General features: G+C 72.5%; 15 protein-coding genes and 1 pseudogene. 12 read left to right on the top strand and 4 right to left on the bottom strand.

Annotation, left to right across the window (positions count from 1 at the left end):
* Window positions 1-48: 48 nt before the first annotated feature.
* Entirely contained in the window at window positions 49-666 is a 618-nt protein-coding gene (locus BSL84_RS26550; RefSeq protein WP_030034053.1) for a GNAT family N-acetyltransferase, read from the top strand.
* A gap of 141 nt (window positions 667-807) precedes the next feature.
* Window positions 808-1,002: a hypothetical protein gene (locus BSL84_RS26545; RefSeq protein ID WP_045323857.1), complete on the top strand. Its 195-nt coding sequence runs from the start codon at window positions 808-810 to the stop codon at window positions 1,000-1,002.
* Between the two features lie 31 nt (window positions 1,003-1,033).
* Here BSL84_RS26545 and BSL84_RS26540 read toward each other — a convergent pair whose 3' ends face one another.
* The 4 genes and pseudogenes from BSL84_RS26540 to BSL84_RS26525 all read right to left on the bottom strand — a co-directional run bounded on the left by BSL84_RS26540 (window position 1,034) and on the right by BSL84_RS26525 (window position 5,978).
* The gene (locus tag BSL84_RS26540) at window positions 1,034-2,689 is read right to left on the bottom strand and encodes a hypothetical protein (RefSeq protein ID WP_045323858.1); all 1,656 of its coding nucleotides are present in this window, start codon (window positions 2,687-2,689) and stop codon (window positions 1,034-1,036) included.
* Window positions 2,690-2,850: 161 nt separating this feature from the next.
* Window positions 2,851-3,990 carry a ribosome small subunit-dependent GTPase A gene (rsgA, locus tag BSL84_RS26535; RefSeq protein ID WP_045323859.1) on the bottom strand — a complete coding sequence of 380 codons (1,140 nt, stop codon included), beginning with the start codon at window positions 3,988-3,990 and terminating at the stop codon, window positions 2,851-2,853.
* A gap of 259 nt (window positions 3,991-4,249) precedes the next feature.
* Window positions 4,250-4,797: pseudogene (locus BSL84_RS26530) on the bottom strand (GNAT family N-acetyltransferase).
* Between the two features lie 65 nt (window positions 4,798-4,862).
* A complete protein-coding gene (locus BSL84_RS26525; protein ID WP_045323861.1) occupies window positions 4,863-5,978 on the bottom strand; it encodes a YihY/virulence factor BrkB family protein in 1,116 nt (371 codons plus the stop codon).
* Between the two features lie 17 nt (window positions 5,979-5,995).
* Between BSL84_RS26525 and BSL84_RS26520 the strand changes: the two genes are divergently transcribed.
* From BSL84_RS26520 to BSL84_RS26480, 10 genes are all read left to right on the top strand, one after another.
* Window positions 5,996-7,639: an acyl-CoA dehydrogenase family protein gene (locus BSL84_RS26520; RefSeq protein ID WP_030031495.1), complete on the top strand. Its 1,644-nt coding sequence runs from the start codon at window positions 5,996-5,998 to the stop codon at window positions 7,637-7,639.
* Window positions 7,640-8,019: 380 nt separating this feature from the next.
* Window positions 8,020-9,282 (top strand): GAF domain-containing protein, encoded by a 1,263-nt coding sequence (locus tag BSL84_RS26515; RefSeq protein WP_045323863.1) that lies wholly within the window; start codon window positions 8,020-8,022, stop codon window positions 9,280-9,282.
* 5 nt (window positions 9,283-9,287) lie between these two features.
* A complete protein-coding gene (locus BSL84_RS26510) occupies window positions 9,288-9,851 on the top strand; it encodes a GNAT family N-acetyltransferase (RefSeq protein WP_045323862.1) in 564 nt (187 codons plus the stop codon).
* Between the two features lie 880 nt (window positions 9,852-10,731).
* Entirely contained in the window at window positions 10,732-10,815 is an 84-nt protein-coding gene (locus BSL84_RS37670) for a putative leader peptide (RefSeq protein WP_310942095.1), read from the top strand.
* 218 nt (window positions 10,816-11,033) lie between these two features.
* Window positions 11,034-12,740, top strand: a complete 1,707-nt coding sequence (locus tag BSL84_RS26505) for a nitrite/sulfite reductase (RefSeq protein WP_075971282.1) — start codon at window positions 11,034-11,036, stop codon at window positions 12,738-12,740.
* Window positions 12,737-12,916, top strand: coding sequence for a hypothetical protein (locus BSL84_RS26500; RefSeq protein WP_030027817.1), 180 nt, complete (start codon window positions 12,737-12,739; stop codon window positions 12,914-12,916). Before BSL84_RS26505 ends, BSL84_RS26500 begins: the two co-directional genes overlap by 4 nt.
* Window positions 12,913-13,641 (top strand): phosphoadenylyl-sulfate reductase, encoded by a 729-nt coding sequence (locus BSL84_RS26495; protein WP_045322409.1) that lies wholly within the window; start codon window positions 12,913-12,915, stop codon window positions 13,639-13,641. The genes BSL84_RS26500 and BSL84_RS26495 overlap by 4 nt, the downstream gene beginning before the upstream one ends.
* A gap of 35 nt (window positions 13,642-13,676) precedes the next feature.
* Window positions 13,677-14,222: an adenylyl-sulfate kinase gene (gene cysC / locus BSL84_RS26490; RefSeq protein WP_075971281.1), complete on the top strand. Its 546-nt coding sequence runs from the start codon at window positions 13,677-13,679 to the stop codon at window positions 14,220-14,222.
* Window positions 14,219-15,157 (top strand): sulfate adenylyltransferase subunit CysD, encoded by a 939-nt coding sequence (gene cysD / locus BSL84_RS26485; protein ID WP_045322407.1) that lies wholly within the window; start codon window positions 14,219-14,221, stop codon window positions 15,155-15,157. The genes cysC and cysD overlap by 4 nt, the downstream gene beginning before the upstream one ends.
* 2 nt (window positions 15,158-15,159) lie before the next feature.
* Window positions 15,160-16,518 (top strand): sulfate adenylyltransferase subunit 1, encoded by a 1,359-nt coding sequence (locus tag BSL84_RS26480; RefSeq protein ID WP_045322406.1) that lies wholly within the window; start codon window positions 15,160-15,162, stop codon window positions 16,516-16,518.
* Window positions 16,519-16,534: the final 16 nt, after the last annotated feature.

Genomic DNA, 16,534 nt, shown 5'->3' with positions numbered 1-16,534 from the left:
CCACGCACGAGGGGGCCGCCCGCCGGTCAAGATCATCCAGGGTGCAGAATGACCCGTATGCCCATAACGAACGCTCCGAAGACGGCAACGATCGACGATGCCCGCATGGTCAGCCGCACCCTGGCCGCCGCCTTCGACGACGACCCGATGCTGCGCTGGTTCTTCCCCGACGACGCTTCCCGCGAGGCGGGGCTGAGCCGCTACTTCACCACGCTGTTCACCCGGCAGTACGTCCGCCACGGCGTGTGCGAGCGCACCGACGCGGCGGCCTCCTTCTGGGTGGCGCCCGAGGGGCAGGCGAAGGCCGCGCCCGACGCCGAGACCGTCCAGGAGCTGGAGGGCATCCTCGGCGACCGGGCCGGGCTCTTCCGCGAGGCCGTCGCGGAGGCCGTGAAGCACGCCCCGACCGAGCCGCACTGGTACCTGGCGGTGCTCGGCGCCGACCCCGCCGCACGCGGCCAGGGGCACGGGGCGGCTCTGCTGCGCTCGGGTCTGGCCAAGGCCGACGCGGCGGGCCTGCCGGTCTACCTGGAGTCCTCCAAGCCCGACAACCTGCCGTTCTACGAGCACTTCGGCTTCACCGTGCTCGGGGAGGCGCGGCTCCCCGGAGGCGGGCCGACCCTGTGGGCCATGCGCCGCGCACCGCGCACCGCGGACGGGGTCTGACACCACCGGCCGGTGCCGGGCCGCGGTCGGCCCGGCACCGGGCAGGGCGGCGGTGGGGTGGGCGCAGACGGTCGCCACGAGCGGGGACTACGCTCGAAGCCGCCGAGGCAAGCCGTTGCCACCGCCCCGCCGGGAGCCGTCATGGACACGCCCGAACCGAAGCCGCCGCCCGAGCCGATGCCGCCGCCCGCCGAGCCGGCGGACGCCGGCGAGCCGGCCTGCCTGCTTCACCTCGTCTGCGAGGCATGCGGATGCCTCGACCCGGACCGCGGCCGCGGCCGCGGAACCGGCGGCTGCCCCCGGTGCGGCGCGCCGCTCCCCGACCGGGCCGGGTGATCCCGCCGGGCCCGCGGGAGCGGACGGCGGGTCAGTTCGTCTGGTAGACGCCGAAGATGTCGACCACGAGGTCGATGTCGTCCCAGCCCCGGTTCCAGAAGTCGACGATGCCGTGGTTCCCCATCCCGGCCTGGACCAGGTTCGGGACGGTCTCGGACCGCTTCCAGTTCAGGTTGGAGGAGTTGGGCGGGGTGGGCCAGCTCTCCCAGCCGCCCTCGTACGCGCTCAGCGAGTTCGGGTCCGGGGCGACCGTGAGGTAGCCCTCGCCGCGGGTGTTGGTGACCGTCGTGTTCAGCACGTAGGCCGTGTTGGCGGGGCGCTGGGTGGACAGCGGCATGTAGATGTATCCCTGGCCGCCCAGCGGACCCCACGCCCAGTCCGAGCTGTCACGGGTGTCGAGCAGGCGCTCCGGGACGAAGGGCAGGTAGGCGCCCCGGCTGCCGGGCCGGTAGTAGCCGACGACGTCGACGATGACGTCGGTGCCGTTCCAGGCGCCGTTGCGGAAGCTGACCGACCCGTCCGTGCCGACCGGCACGATCACGGAGTTGGCGACCGTCTGGCCGGCGCGGAAGTTCACGTTGGACGTGATCGGGACGCTGCCCCCGCTGGGGTACACGGTCAGGTGGCCGGCCTCGCGCGGGTTCGTGACCGTCACGTTCAGCGCGACCGCCGTGGCGTCCGCCGGGATGCCGTCCCGGCCGGCGAACCGGGCGCCGAACGTGGCCTGTCCGCGTACCTGGCCCTGGGCGGTGCCCGTGCCGTTGCGGGTGTCGACGAAGCGCGACGGGTTGACCGGGGTGTAACCGGAGGAGGAGGTCCGGGTGAAGTAGCCGGTGACGTCGGCGATCAGGTCGACCGGCTCCCAGCCGCCGTTGTACAGGTCGACGAAGCCGTTCCTGTCGACGGGCACGATCACCAGGTTCGGGACGGTCTGCCCCTTGGCGAAGTTGACGTTCGACGTGATCGGACGCTCGCTGCCCGTGGGCCACACGGTGACGTGGCCACCGCTGGTGGTGTTGGTGACCGTGACGTTGAGGACCACGGCCGTGACCCCTGTGGGGATGTCGCCGTTGCCGGAGATCTTCACCCGCGTGGTGCCGTAGGCGGGTATCTTCGCCGCGGGCCCGCCCGTGCCGTAGCGCGTGTCCAGCAGGCGGGTCGGCTTGTACGGCGTGAAGTCGGAACCCGGCGTGACGACGGCGAGCGAGTTGCTGCCCCGCTCACCCGTGGCGTCCTTCAGGGTGACCTTGACGGTGTAGGCGCCGATCTCCGAGTAGGAGTGGGCCACGGTCTGGTTGGCGGGACCGTAGGTGTCGAACGCGTCGTAGCTGCCGTCGCCCCACTCGATGAACGCCGTGATCTGGGCGCCCGGGTCGATGCTGACGGCGAGCTCCAGGCTGATCCCGCGGGCGCTGGTGCCCTTGGCGGTCAGGCCGACCGTCGGCTCCGAGGCGGCCGTCCCCTGCACCTGGGCGCCGCCCTTGCCGGCGGGGCGGACGGTGCGCTCGGGGGCGCTCGTGAAGGTGGTGAAGTTGGACGCTGCCGCCTTGCCGAGGTCGGCGCCCGGGGCGCTGACCCCGTGTGCGTCGGGCTTGGCCGGGCCGCCGTCGGCCTGGGCCGTCGCGGGTACGAGGCCTACGCCGGCCGCGAGGACGGCAGCGGAAACTATGAGTCGGCGATTGCGCACCGGCCCCCCATTTTCTTTTGAGGTGCTTGAACAGGTTCGAAAGCCCGCTCAGAGTACACAGGGAACGGGCAGCTTGATCACCGATTTCGGCGGGCGCGGGAACGGGCCGCCGGGGGGCCGGGCCTCGGCCCGGCCCCCCGGCGGCGGAGCGCCCGTCCGGGTCAGATCCGGTTGCCGCGCTTGGCGGAGTAATTGGCCCGGCCCTCCGCCGACTTCAGCCGCCAGTCGCGGCGGATCTCCGACCGCAGCCGGGCGTCGGTCTTCGCCACGATCCGCTGGTTCTCCCGCAGGAGCTTGCGGTAGCTCTCCAGCCGCCGCTCGGGCAGCTCCCCCGATTCCAGGGCCGCGAGCACCGCGCAGCCCGGCTCCGCCTCGTGGGCGCAGTCGTGGAAGCGGCACTGGGCGGCGTAGTCCTCGATCTCGGAGAAGACCTGCCCGACTCCCGCCTCCGCGTCGAAGAGCCCGACGCCGCGCAGCCCCGGGGTGTCGATGAGGACGCCGCCACCCGGCAGGACGAGCAGGTTGCGGGTGGTCGTGGTGTGACGGCCCTTGCCGTCGACGTCACGGGTGGCCTGGACCTCCATGGCGTCCGTGCCGAGCAGTGCGTTCGCCAGGGTGGACTTGCCCGCGCCGGAGACGCCCAGCAGGACGCTGGTGCCGGCGGCGACGATCGCGCCGAGGACGTCGGTGCCCTCCCCGGTGTGGGAGGACACGGTGAGGACCTGCACGCCCGGGGCGGTGGTCTCCACGTCCTGGACGAGGTGGCCGAGGGTGACCGGGTCCGGGACCAGGTCCGCCTTGGTGAGGACGACCAGCGGCTGCGCACCCGACTCCCAGGCCAGGGCCAGGAAGCGCTCGATGCGCCCCAGGTCGAGCTCCACGGCCAGGGATACGGCGATGATCGCGTGGTCGACGTTCGCGGCGAGGATCTGCCCCTCGGACCGCTGGGAGGAGGTGGAGCGTACGAAGGCGGTCCGGCGCGGCAGGTACGCCTTCACGTACCGCGGGTTGCCCGCCGCTTCGACGGCGGCCCAGTCCCCGGTGCAGATGACGCGCAGCGGGTCGTGGGGGGTGACGAAGGCGGTGTCGGCGCGGACGACGCCGTCTGCGGTCAGTACGTCGCACTGACCGCGGTCGACGCGGACGACACGGCCGGGCAGGAGGCCCTGCTCGGCGTACGGGGTGAACTCGGCCGCCCATGCGTCGTCCCAGCCCAGGGGGGCGAGGGCGGGCGAGAGCGAGGCCTGCGGGAAAGCGGAGAAAGACAAGGGGAACCCTTCACAGGGTGGCCCCGGCCGCATGCGCCCGCCCTACGGCGGTACGCGAGGTGAGGTGTGAGGTCAGCCGGAGACCACGGAGGTCACATCGATGGTCTTCTGAGTGCGGGCAGCGCCCTGCGCCGTGACAGTCATCAATGAACTCACCTCCGGGTCGTACACGTTGCCGTGGTTCCTCACCGCTCGGCGGGAACGGCCCCACCGTAACAAGCCCGCTCGCGTGGGGGCCACTTCTTTTTCCGGGACGTCGTCCGGAAGGCTTCCCCGCATCGCCTTCGCGTCGTCAGCCGTGTGCTCCGCCGCCGGGTCCGAGCCGCCGGGCCAGCACCTGCCCCGGCCAGTCCCCGGACAGGAAGGGTTCGGTGGGTGTGAAGCCGCAGCGCTCGTAGAACGCGACCAGTTCGCCCCCGCCGCCCGCCCAGCAGTCGACCCGCAGGAGGGTGACGCCGGCCCGCCAGGCCTCCTCGGCGGCGTGCGCCAGCAGGGCGGCGCCGATGCCGCGGCCCGCGTGGCGCCGGTCGGAGACCAGCAGCCGTACGTACCGCTCGGGCTCTCCGGCCGGCGCGATCGGCAGCTGCGGGCTGGGCCCGCAGTCCAGCACCAGGGCTCCGACGGGCGTCCCGTCCAGCTCGGCGACGTAGGGGGTGTTCTCGGTGGTGTAGCGCTCGACCCGCTCCGGACCGCCGGGCCGCCGCGAGTACGGGATGGTGCCCCACTGCTCGGTGTTGCCGCGGGCGTCCAGGCCACGGCGGAGTCGAGCATGTCCAGCAGGGCCGGTGCGTCCGCCGGTCCGCCCGGCCGGATCCGTATTGCGTGTGCGCTGTCGTTCACGCCGGAAGCCTATGCGCCCCGGCGGCACGGCGGGCCGGCGGGCCGGCGGGCCGGCGGGCCGGCGGTCAGTGCTTGCGCAGGCGTGAGTGGTAGTCCTCCGGCGGCAGGAACTTCGACCAGCGTTCCGGGAACTCCGACGGCATGCCCTCGTCCTCGTCGTCCTCCGACTCGCCCTCCGCCATGGCCCGCCAGGCTGCCGCCCGGGCGACCAGCTGCGCGGCCTCCGCCTCCCGGAGCCGCTCGTTCGCCTCGCGCGCCGCCGCCGTGGCCACCGACGGCCAGACGCGGTCGATGGCGGCGTTGACGGCCGCGCCGACGAGCACGGCGAAGGCCGAGATGCCGATCCAGAGCAGGACGGCGACGGGCGCGGCCAGGGAGCCGTAGATGGTCGGGCCCTCCACGGTGTTCGTGAGGTAGATCCGCAGCAGGAACGAGCCGAGCACCCACATCGCCAGCGCCACCAGCGCGCCCGGCACGTCCTCGATCCAGGGCGAGCGCACCGGTACGGACACGTGGTAGAGCGTCGTCAGGAAGGCGATGGACAGCAGGGTCACGGTCGGCCAGTACAGGACCGCGATCACCTCGGTGCTCCACGGCACGAGTCTGACGACGGCGTCGGGGCCGACCACCATCAGCGGCAGCACGATCGCGCCGATCAGCAGGGCGATGACGTAGAGGAGGAAGGCCAGGAGCCGGGTCTTGACGATGCCGCGGTGGCCGTCAAGGCCGTACATCACGGTGATGGTGTCGATGAAGACGTTGACGGCGCGGGATCCCGACCACAGGGCGAAGGCGAAACCGAGCGAGATCAGGTCGGGCCGACCGCTGCGGGTGACGTCGTCCAGGAGGGGTCTGGCGATGTCGTTGACGCCGCGGTCGGACAGGACCGTGCCGACCGCGCGCAGGATGTTCTCCTCGATGCTCTCGACGGTACGGGTGTCCGTCCACCCGTCGACGTAGCCGAGCAGGCCCAGCAGGCCCAGGAAGAGCGGGGGGAGCGAGAGCAGCGTGAAGAACGCCGCCTCGGCCGCGAGCCCGAGGATGCGGTACTCGATGCACGAGTTGACGGTGTCCTTCAGCAGCAGCCAGCCCATCTTCCGCTTCGAGACGTTGCGGTAGAGGGCGCGGGCCCGGTGGAGCCGTCCTGGGATCCGCTCGGGTGTTTCTTTTGCTGGCTGCACGTCCTTACGGTATCCGCATGGCAGCCACCACCCACACAGTCAGCAACCAGGCTCCGCCCCTGGTGGGCTACGACGTCTACACCGGCGACCGGGCCCTCACCGAGGGCGTCGAGCGGCACCTGGCGACCGCGGATCCCGAACTCCTCGGCGAGGTACGGGAAGAGCTCACGGACCTCGGGCGCGCGGCGGGTTCCGCGCAAGCCCAGGAATGGGGCGCGCAGGCGAACGACAACCCTCCGAAACTGCGTACTCACGACCGGTACGGGAACCGGATCGACGAGGTGGAGTTCCACCCGGCCTGGCACCGGCTGCTCGGGCACGCGGTGTCGTCGGGGCTGACCGACGCCTGGGGGCGGCCGGCCGGGCACCTGCGCCGGGCCGCCGGCTTCTTCCTGTGGTCGCAGGCCGAGGCGGGCCACGGCTGCCCGGTCTCGATGACGCACGCGGCCGTGCCGGCCCTGCGGGCCGATCCGGCGATCGCCGCCGAGTGGGAGCCGCGGCTGACCTCGCACGTGTACGAGGAGGGGCTGCGGCCGGCGTCGCGGAAGGCCGGCGTGCTCTTCGGCATGGGGATGACGGAGAAGCAGGGCGGCAGCGACGTACGGGCCAACACGACGGCGGCGGTGCCGCTGGACGCGTCCGGCGAGTATGTGCTGACCGGGCACAAGTGGTTCTGCTCGGCGCCGATGTGCGACGGCTTCCTGGTGCTGGCGCAGGCACCGGGAGGTCTGACCTGCTTCCTGGTGCCCCGGGTGCTGGAGGACGGCACGCGCAACGTGTTCGCGATCCAGCGGCTGAAAGACAAGCTGGGCAACAAGTCGAACGCGTCGAGCGAGGTCGAGTTCGACGGGACGTGGGCCCGGCGGGTCGGCGAGGAGGGCCGCGGAGTGCGGACCATCATCGAGATGGTCGCGGCGACCCGGCTGGACTGCGTCATCGGCTCGGCCGCCCTGATGCGGCAGGCGCTGACGCAGGCGGTGCACCACACGGAGCACCGCTCCGCTTTCGGAGCGCCGCTCATCGACCAGCCGCTGATGCGCAACGTGCTCGCGGACCTCGCCCTGGAGTCGGAGGCCGCCACCACCCTGACGCTGCGCCTGGCCGCGGCGTACGACGCCGGGACCGAGCAGGAGAAGGCCTTCCTGCGCCTGGCCGTGCCCGCCGCCAAGTACTGGGTGACCAAGCGCTGTACGCCGATGGTCGCCGAGGCGCTGGAGTGTCTGGGCGGCAACGGCTACGTCGAGGAGTCCGGGCTGCCGAGACTGCTGCGCGAATCCCCGCTCAACTCCATCTGGGAGGGCTCGGGCAACGTCCAGGCCCTGGACGCACTGCGCGCCCTCCAGCGGGAGCCGCAGGCGCTGAACGCCTTCCTCCAGGAGGTGGGCCTGGCCCGGGGCGCCGACCACCGGCTGGACGCGGCCGTCAAGGACCTGCTGACGGATCTCGCCGATCTGGAGGGGATCGAGGCCCGGGCCCGCCGGGTGGTGGAGCGCATGGCCCTGGTACTGCAGGGGTCACTGCTGGTCCGGTGGGCTCCGCCCGAGGTCTCGGACGCCTTCTGCGCCTCGCGTCTGGGCGGTGACCGGGGTGCGGCGTTCGGCACGCTGCCGCACACGCTGGATCTGCGCGCGGTCGTGGAACGGGCGCGGATCGCGGGCTAGGGAGGAGCCCCCGTCGGACTCCCCTGCGGTCCCCAAACCGCTCCGAGCCTGGATCCGGGCCCGTCGACCGGCGCAGAGGTGGCGCCGCGCCGACTCGGCACCACCTCTGATCCGAAGCCCCGAGGAGGAGCTGTCACGCCGCTCGGGCGACGTCCGGACATTTTCGGTCGGGCGGCCGGGACTTGGCGAGAGTTGCATACCGTTGCAACCTGTGACTCGGCAGCCGCTCGTCGGGGGTGCCGGGGGCAGCGGTCCGAGGCAGCCGCCGACCGGCACCTGGGGAAGCGCCGGGCGGCCGGCGTCGTACGTCCTGTTCGCACGGGGAGGTTCCGGTGGCCGACACCACAGGCATCACGGTCGATGTGGCACGCATCTCGGCCATGCACCCGCGGGAGGCCACGCGCCTCCTCAAGGGGGTGCGGGCGGCCGCGCTGGCGGGCGACCGCCCGCCGGCCGCGCCCCGGCCGGAGATCGCGGAGTCCTGGCGGCGGATGCTGGCCGGCGGGGTGCACCCGGACCGGGACGCGCGCTCAAGGATGCTGTCGGCCGCCGAGACGGAGGAGCGGCGGCACGTCTCCCCGCTGCGGGAGGTCCTTCCCGTACTGCGGGAGGGCCTGCTGCCCGCGCTGGACGGGGCGCTGCACATCATGGTCGTCGCGGACGCGGACGGGCGGCTGCTGTGGCGGGAGGGCCACACGTCCATCCTGCGCAAGGCGGACCGGCTGGGTTTCGCGGTCGGGGCGGACTGGGACGAGGCCGTGGTCGGCACGAACGGCGTCGGGACCGCCCTGGTGGCCCGGCGGCCCGTCCAGGTGTTCTCGGCGGAGCACTTCGTCTCCAGCCACCACGACTGGACGTGCGCGGGGGCTCCCGTGCGGGACCCGCGGGACGGGCGGCTGCTTGGGGTGGTCGACGTCAGCGGGCCGCTGGCCACCATGCATCCGGCGACGCTGGCCTGGGTGAGCTCGGTGGCCCGGCTCGCGGAACGGGAGCTGCGGATCCGGCACCTGGAGTCCCTGGAGCGGCTGCGGGCGGTGGCTGCGCCGCTGCTGGCCCGGCTGCCGGGACGGGCGCTGGCCGTGGATCCGCACGGCTGGACGGCGGCGGTGACGGGGCTGGCGCCGGCGGAGCGGATCCCGCTGCCGAAGGGCTTCGCGCCGGGCCGGGTGTGGGTGCCGCAGCTCGGCGACTGCATGGCGGAGCCGCTGCCCGGCGGCTGGCTGCTGCGGGTCGCGCAGGACCGTACGGGCACGGCGGCGACCCGTGTCGTCCTGGACCTCAGCCGGGCGGGTTCCTGGTCGGCGACGGTGTACGGGTCGTCCGGGAGCTGGTCGCAGGAGCTGAGCCCGCGCCATGCCGAGCTGCTGTTCCTGCTGGCGGAGAGCCCGCGGGGGCGTTCGGCGGCCGAGCTGTCGGCGGAGGTGTTCGGCGACCCGGGCCGTACGGTGACGGTCCGGGCGGAGCTGTCGCGGGTACGGCGCCACCTCGCGGGCGTCCTGGCCCACCGGCCGTACCGCTTCGCGGAGGACGTGGAGGTGGAGCTGATCCGCCCCGAGGACCCGGCCGCGCTGCTCCCGCACTCCACGGCCCCGGCGGTGGTCCGGGCCCGCCTGGGCCGGACGGGGCCCGGCATGGTTCCCTGAGCTGCATGAGCACCATCACTCTCACCACCTGGTCGCTGGAGATGACCTCTCCCGCGGACCTCGTCCCGGCGGCTCCGGCGGGCCCGGAGATATCCATCGTGCGGTCGGAGGTGCCGTCCCCCGAGTTCAGCCGCTTCCTGTACGCGTCGGTGGGCGGCGACATCCACTGGACGGACCGGCTGTCCCTGACCCGCGCGCAGTGGGTGGAGCAGCTCGACCGGCCGGGGGTGGAGACGTGGGTGGCGTACGACCGCGGCACGCCGGCGGGGTACGTGGAGCTCGACCCGCAGGAAGACGGCGTGGTGGAGATCATGTACTTCGGCCTGCTGCCGGACTTCCGCGGCCGCCGCATCGGGGGGCACCTGCTGACCGTCGGCGTCGAACGGGCGTGGGACCTCGCGGCGCGCTGGCCGGACCGCGAGCCGACCCGCCGGGTGTGGGTGCACACCTGCAGCCAGGACGGGCCGACGGCGATGGCGAACTACCAGCGGCGGGGCTTCAAGGTCTTCCGGACGGAGACGGAGGAGAAGGCGGAGGCTCCGACGCCGGGGCCCTGGCCCGGAGCGTGACGCCTCCGGCGCGGTCTGCGGATTCCCGTGCGGGGCGGTGTCCCTGCCCTCCGGCTGCGGGCCGGTGGCCGCGCCTCAAGCGCCGGCGGGCTGGGTCTGGTGCCCCCCGGCCGGGGCCGGTCGCTGGGGCGCTGCCCCTGTTCCCCGGCTGCGGGCCGGTGGCCGCGCCTCAAACGCCGGCGGGCTGGGTCTGGTGCCCCCCGACCGGGGCCGGTCGCTGGGGCGCTGCCCCTGCCCTCCGGCTGCGGGCCGGTGGCCGCGCCTCAATCGCCGGCGGGGCTGGGTCTGGTGCCCCCGACCGGGGTCGGTTGTGGGGGGTGGGGGTGCGGGGCCGCCGGGGGGTGTCTCCTCGGCTCGCGCGGTGCCGCACCTCTCGGCCATACCCGGCGGTGCGCGCTCGTCCTGCGGGGACACCCCCCACCGTCCCCACACCCCCACCCCGGCCGCCCCGCCCGGCGTCCGGGCCGTGGGGTGGGGACACTCCGGGGGCTCCCCGCAGGCCGAGGCGCAACCACCGGGTACGACCGAGAAGTGCGGAACGCGCCGAACCGAGGAGAGCCCCCGGAGGGGCACCACCCCACCCATATCGCTCCCGATCAGGGGCACCACCCCCAAGCCCCGCCGGCGATTGAGGCGCGGCCACCCGGCCGCAGACCCGGGAACGGGGCCGGCGCCCCGAACCCAGCCCCGCCGGCGAGTGAGGCGCGGGCACCGGGCCGCAGCCGGGGAAGGGGGGCCGCGCCCCGGCTGTGGAACGGCGCGCCCCGCTCGGGGGTTTCCGTACGTGACCCCCGTCACGCCGTCTCGGGACGTGAGACCAGTTCGTCCGAATCGTGGACAGTAGTGGACTCCTCCAATCGCCCCATGCCACGCTTCCGCCATGAATGGAGCTGGAATTGCCTTGGTGAGTCGGCGGCACGTCGACCTCGGCCGCATGTCCAGCGCCATCTGTCCGGCGTGCTGACGGAACCAGCAACCGCCGCACATCGCCGCAATCCCGGCATCGTCGCCGTGGAAGTGTCGATCATCGCAGTCCCCTGAAGGCCGAACACCGCCCTGTCCGCCGGTAACCCCGGCCAAGGCGCGGGCAATCAGCCGCACCCGCTCAGCGTCCAGGGGTCACGCCAACCCCACCCGCTTCACCCGCCCCTGCCCTGAGCCGCCCAAGAAGGACGTACCGCCATGGCCGCCACCCCCGAAACGCCCGCAGCAGCACCCGCAGCCGCCGCGCGCCGCAAGACCGGCCGTCACCGCGGCGAGGGTCAGTGGGCCGTCGGACACCACACGCCCCTCAACGGCAACGAGCAGTTCAAGAAGGACGACGACGGTCTCAATGTGCGGACACGCATTGAGACGATCTACGCCCACCGGGGCTTCGACTCCATCGACCCCAACGACCTGCGCGGCCGTATGCGCTGGTGGGGCCTCTACACCCAGCGCAAGCCCGGGATCGACGGCGGCAAGACCGCGATCCTGGAGCCGGAGGAGCTGGACGACAAGTACTTCATGCTGCGCGTGCGCATCGACGGCGGTCGGCTGACCACCGAGCAGCTGCGCGTCATCGGCGAGATCTCCGAGGAGTTCGCCCGCGGCACCGCCGACCTCACCGACCGCCAGAACGTGCAGTACCACTGGATCCGGATCGAGGACGTCCCGGAGATCTGGCGCCGGCTGGAGGCCGTCGGCCTGTCCACCACCGAGGCCTGCGGTGACACGCCCCGCGTCATCCTCGGTTCGCCCGTCGCCGGCATCGCGCAGGACGAGATCATCGACGGCACCCCCGCCATCGAGGAGATCTACCGCCGCATCGTGGGCAACAAGGACTTCTCCAACCTGCCCCGCAAGTTCAAGTCCGCGATCTCCGGCTCGCCGCTGCTCGACGTGGCACACGAGATCAACGACGTCGCGTTCGTCGGCGTGAACCACCCCGAGCACGGTCCCGGCTTCGACGTCTGGGTCGGCGGCGGCCTGTCCACCAACCCCAAGCTCGGTGTGCGCCTGGGCACCTGGGTCTCGCTGGACGAGGTCCCGGACGTGTACGAGGGCGTCATCTCGATCTTCCGCGACTACGGCTACCGCCGGCTGCGCACCCGCGCCCGCCTGAAGTTCCTCGTCGCCGACTGGGGCGCGGCGAAGTTCCGCCAGGTCCTGGAGGACGAGTACCTGAAGCGGAAGCTGACCGACGGCCCGGCGCCCGAGCAGCCCTCCGGCCAGTGGCGGGACCACGTCGGCGTCCACCAGCAGCAGGACGGCCGGTTCTACGTCGGCTTCGCGCCGCGCGTGGGCCGCGTGGACGGCGCCACCCTGACGAAGATCGCCGACATCGCCGAGCAGCACGGCTCCGGCCGTCTGCGCACCACCGCCGAACAGAAGATGATCGTGCTCGACATCGAGGCCGGCCAGGTCGACTCGGTCGTCGAGGCGCTGGAGGCCCTGGACCTGCGGGTCAAGCCGTCCCCGTTCCGCCGCGGCACGATGGCCTGCACCGGCATCGAGTTCTGCAAGCTGGCCATCGTCGAGACCAAGGCGCGCGGCGCGTCGCTCATCGACGAGCTGGAGCGCCACCTGCCGGACTTCGCCGAGCCGATCACCATCAACATCAACGGCTGCCCGAACGCCTGCGCCCGTATCCAGGTGGCGGACATCGGTCTCAAGGGGCAGCTGGTCCTGGACGACGACGGCAACCAGGTGGAGGGCTACCAGGTCCACCTGGGCGGCGCCCTCGGCCTGGAGGCCGGCTTCGGCCGCAAGGTCCGCGGCCTCAAGGTCACCTCGGCCGGTCTGCCCGACTACGTCGAGCGGGTCGTCAAGAGCTACGAGGAGCAGCGCGAGGACGGCGAGCGCTTCGCGGCCTGGGTCGCCCGCGCGGACGAGAAGAGCCTCTCGTGAGCGAGCGAGCCGCCCCGTTCTACTGCCCGTACTGCGGCGACGAGGACCTGTTCCCCCACGAGACGGGTCACGGCGCGTGGGAATGCCGGGCCTGCAACCGGGCCTTCCAGCTGAAGTACCTCGGGCTGCTGTCCCGGGGCGTCGGGACGAACTCAGCGGGAGGGGACGAGATATGACCACCACGCAAGACGCCAGTCTCAGGAACGCCGACCTGAAGGCCGCCACCCTCAAGGAGCTGGCCGAGCAGGCCGGCCGGGACCTGGAGGACGCCTCCGCGCTCGACATCCTGCGCTGGGCGGCCGACACGTTCGGCGCGAAGTTCGCCGTGACCTCCTCCATGGAGGACGCGGTCGTCGCCCACCTGGCCTCGCGGGTCCGCCCCGGCGTGGACGTGGTCTTCCTCGACACGGGCTACCACTTCGAGGAGACGATCGGCACCCGGGACGCGGTCGACGCGGTGATGGACGTCAACGTCATCACGCTGACCCCGCGGCAGAGCGTGGCCGAGCAGGACGCCGAGTACGGGCCGAAGCTGCACGACCGCGACCCCGACCTGTGCTGCGCGCTGCGCAAGGTCAAGCCGCTGGAAGAGGGCCTGACGGCGTACGACGCGTGGGCGACGGGGCTGCGCCGCGACGAGTCCCCGACCCGGGCGAACACCCCGGTGGTCGGCTGGGACGAGAAGCGGCAGAAGGTCAAGATCTCGCCGATCGCCCGCTGGACCCAGGACGACGTGGACGCGTACGTCGCCGAGCACGGCGTGCTCACCAACCCGCTGCTGACGGACGGTTACGCCTCCGTCGGCTGCGCCCCCTGCACCCGCCGTGTGGCGGAGGGCGAGGACGCGCGGTCCGGCCGCTGGGCCGGGCGGGGCAAGACCGAGTGCGGACTGCACGGCTGATGACGACCAGCGAAGAACTTACGGAGACAGAGCAGATGAGCGTGAGCGACCAGGGCGCCACCGTGTGGCTGACCGGGCTGCCGAGCGCGGGCAAGACCACCATCGCCTACGCGCTGGCCGAGCGGCTGCGCGCCGAAGGCCACCGTGTGGAGGTACTCGACGGGGACGAGATCCGCGAGTTCCTCTCCGCCGGACTGGGTTTCAGCCGCGAGGACCGGCACGCCAACGTGCAGCGGATCGGCTTCGTCGCCGAACTCCTCGCGAGCAACGGCGTCAAGGCGCTGGTGCCGGTGATCGCGCCCTTCTCGGACAGCCGCGAGGCGGTCCGGGTGCGGCACGCCGCCGCCGCGACGCAGTACCTCGAAGTGCACGTGGCCACCCCGGTGGAGGTGTGCTCCGAGCGTGACGTGAAGGGTCTGTACGCCAAGCAGGCGGCGGGCGAGATCTCCGGTCTGACCGGGGTCGACGACCCGTACGAGGCGCCGGAGTCCCCGGACCTCCGTATCGAGTCGCACACGCAGACCGTGCAGGAGTCGGCCTCGGCCCTGCACGCGCTGCTCACCGAGAGGGGTCTGGCATGACGACGACCGTCGCACACGTCCACGAAGAGACGGACGCGCCCTACGCGCTGTCGCACCTCGACGCCCTCGAATCCGAGGCCGTGCACATCTTCCGCGAGGTGGCGGGCGAGTTCGAGAAGCCGGTGATCCTCTTCTCCGGCGGCAAGGACTCCATCGTCATGCTGCACCTGGCGCTGAAGGCGTTCGCGCCGGCGCCGGTGCCCTTCGCGCTGCTGCACGTCGACACGGGCCACAACTTCCCCGAGGTGCTGGAGTACCGCGACCGCACCGTCGCCCGGCACGGGCTGCGCCTGCACGTGGCGTCCGTCCAGGACTACATCGACGCGGGCAAGCTGCGCGAGCGCCCGGACGGCACCCGCAACCCGCTGCAGACCGTTCCGCTGACGGAGGCGATCCAGCAGCTCAAGTTCGACGCCGTCTTCGGCGGCGGCCGCCGCGACGAGGAGAAGGCCCGCGCCAAGGAGCGGGTGTTCTCCCTGCGCGACGAGTTCTCCCAGTGGGACCCGCGCCGCCAGCGGCCCGAGCTGTGGCAGCTGTACAACGGCCGGCACGCGCCCGGCGAGCACGTGCGGGTCTTCCCGCTGTCGAACTGGACCGAGCTGGACGTGTGGCAGTACATCGCCCGTGAGGGCATCGAGCTGCCGGAGATCTACTTCGCCCACGAGCGTGAGGTCTTCAAGCGCAACGGCATGTGGCTGACGGCCGGCGAGTGGGGCGGCCCCAAGGAGGGCGAGACGCCCGAGACGCGGCTCATCCGCTACCGCACCGTCGGCGACATGTCCTGCACCGGCGCCGTCGACTCCGACGCCGTCACGCTCGACGCCGTGATCGCCGAGATCGCCGTCTCCCGCCTCACCGAGCGGGGCGCGACCCGCGCCGACGACAAGATGTCCGAGGCCGCGATGGAAGACCGCAAGCGCGAAGGGTACTTCTAGACATGACCAGCACCACCGATCAGGTCGCCAACCTGGCCGACCTCGCAGCGACCACCCTGCTGCGCTTCGCGACCGCCGGTTCCGTCGACGACGGCAAGTCCACCCTGGTGGGCCGGCTGCTGCACGACTCCAAGTCGGTCCTGACCGACCAGATGGAGGCCGTCGAGGCCGTCTCGGCCCAGCGCGGCCAGGAGGCCCCCGACCTGGCGCTGCTGACCGACGGCCTGCGGGCCGAGCGGGAGCAGGGCATCACCATCGACGTCGCGTACCGCTACTTCGCCACCGCGCGCCGCCGGTTCATCCTCGCCGACACCCCCGGGCACGTGCAGTACACCCGGAACATGGTGACCGGCGCCTCCACCGCCGACCTGGCCGTGGTCCTGGTCGACGCCCGCAACGGCGTGATCGAGCAGACCCGCCGGCACGCGGCCGTCGCGGCCCTGCTGCGGGTCCCGCACGTGGTCCTGGCCGTGAACAAGATGGACCTCGTCGGCTACCAGGAGTCGGTCTTCGCAGCGATCGCCGAGGAGTTCACCGCGTACGCCTCGGACCTGGGCGTCCCGGAGATCACCGCGATCCCGATCTCCGCCCTGGCAGGCGACAACGTCGTGGAGCCGTCGGCGAACATGGACTGGTACGGCGGCCCGACGGTGCTGGAGCACCTGGAGACCGTCCCGGTCAGCCACGACCTCACCGCCTGCCCGGCGCGCTTCCCGGTGCAGTACGTGATCCGCCCGCAGTCGGCGGAGCACCCCGACTACCGCGGCTACGCGGGCCAGATCGCCTCCGGCGTGCTGCGTGTCGGCGAGCCCGTCACGGTCCTGCCGTCGGGCCGTACCTCGGTCATCGAGGGCATCGACGCGCTGGGCGAGCCGGTGGACATCGCCTGGGCGCCGCAGTCGGTGACGGTGCGGCTGAAGGACGACATCGACATCTCGCGCGGCGACCTGATCGCGCCGTCCGCGACCGCCCCGGCGACCACGCAGGACGTCGTCGCGACGGTCTGCCACGTGGCGGACCAGCCGCTCGCCGTCGGCGCCCGGGTGCTGATCAAGCACACGACCCGTACGGTCAAGGCGATCGTCAAGGAGATCCCGTCGCGGCTGACCCTGGACGACCTGTCCCAGCACCCGGAGCCCGGGCAGCTGGTCGCGAACGACATCGGCCTCGTGGTCGTGCGGACCGCCGAGCCGCTCGCGCTCGACGCGTACGCCGACTCCCGCCGTACCGGATCCTTCCTGCTGATCGACCCGGCGGACGGGACGACCCTGGCGGCGGGCATGGCGGGCGAGTCCTTCGCCTCCCAGGCCAAGCCCGCCGAGGACGCGGTACGGCCGGACGAGGACGGCTGGGACTTCTAGATGTTCGCCGATCTCT

This window comes from Streptomyces sp. TN58 (assembly GCF_001941845.1).
Taxonomy (GTDB): Bacteria; Actinomycetota; Actinomycetes; order Streptomycetales; family Streptomycetaceae; genus Streptomyces.
This window is presented reverse-complemented; position numbering and strand designations above follow the sequence as displayed.

Bases quoted from the DNA above. Each gene is read 5' to 3' on its own strand.
- BSL84_RS26480 (WP_045322406.1), top strand. From the start codon at position 15,160: ATGACCAGCACCACCGATCAGGTCGCCAACCTGGCCGACCTCGCAGCG.
- BSL84_RS26520 (WP_030031495.1), top strand. From the start codon at position 5,996: ATGGCAGCCACCACCCACACAGTCAGCAACCAGGCTCCGCCCCTGGTG.
- BSL84_RS26515 (WP_045323863.1), top strand. From the start codon at position 8,020: ATGCACCCGCGGGAGGCCACGCGCCTCCTCAAGGGGGTGCGGGCGGCC.
- cysD (WP_045322407.1), top strand. From the start codon at position 14,219: ATGACGACGACCGTCGCACACGTCCACGAAGAGACGGACGCGCCCTAC.
- BSL84_RS26505 (WP_075971282.1), top strand. From the start codon at position 11,034: ATGGCCGCCACCCCCGAAACGCCCGCAGCAGCACCCGCAGCCGCCGCG.
- BSL84_RS26510 (WP_045323862.1), top strand. From the start codon at position 9,288: ATGAGCACCATCACTCTCACCACCTGGTCGCTGGAGATGACCTCTCCC.
- rsgA (WP_045323859.1), bottom strand. From the start codon at position 3,990: ATGCGGCCGGGGCCACCCTGTGAAGGGTTCCCCTTGTCTTTCTCCGCT.
- BSL84_RS26545 (WP_045323857.1), top strand. From the start codon at position 808: ATGGACACGCCCGAACCGAAGCCGCCGCCCGAGCCGATGCCGCCGCCC.
- cysC (WP_075971281.1), top strand. From the start codon at position 13,677: ATGAGCGTGAGCGACCAGGGCGCCACCGTGTGGCTGACCGGGCTGCCG.
- BSL84_RS26550 (WP_030034053.1), top strand. From the start codon at position 49: ATGACCCGTATGCCCATAACGAACGCTCCGAAGACGGCAACGATCGAC.
- BSL84_RS37670 (WP_310942095.1), top strand. From the start codon at position 10,732: ATGAATGGAGCTGGAATTGCCTTGGTGAGTCGGCGGCACGTCGACCTC.
- BSL84_RS26495 (WP_045322409.1), top strand. From the start codon at position 12,913: ATGACCACCACGCAAGACGCCAGTCTCAGGAACGCCGACCTGAAGGCC.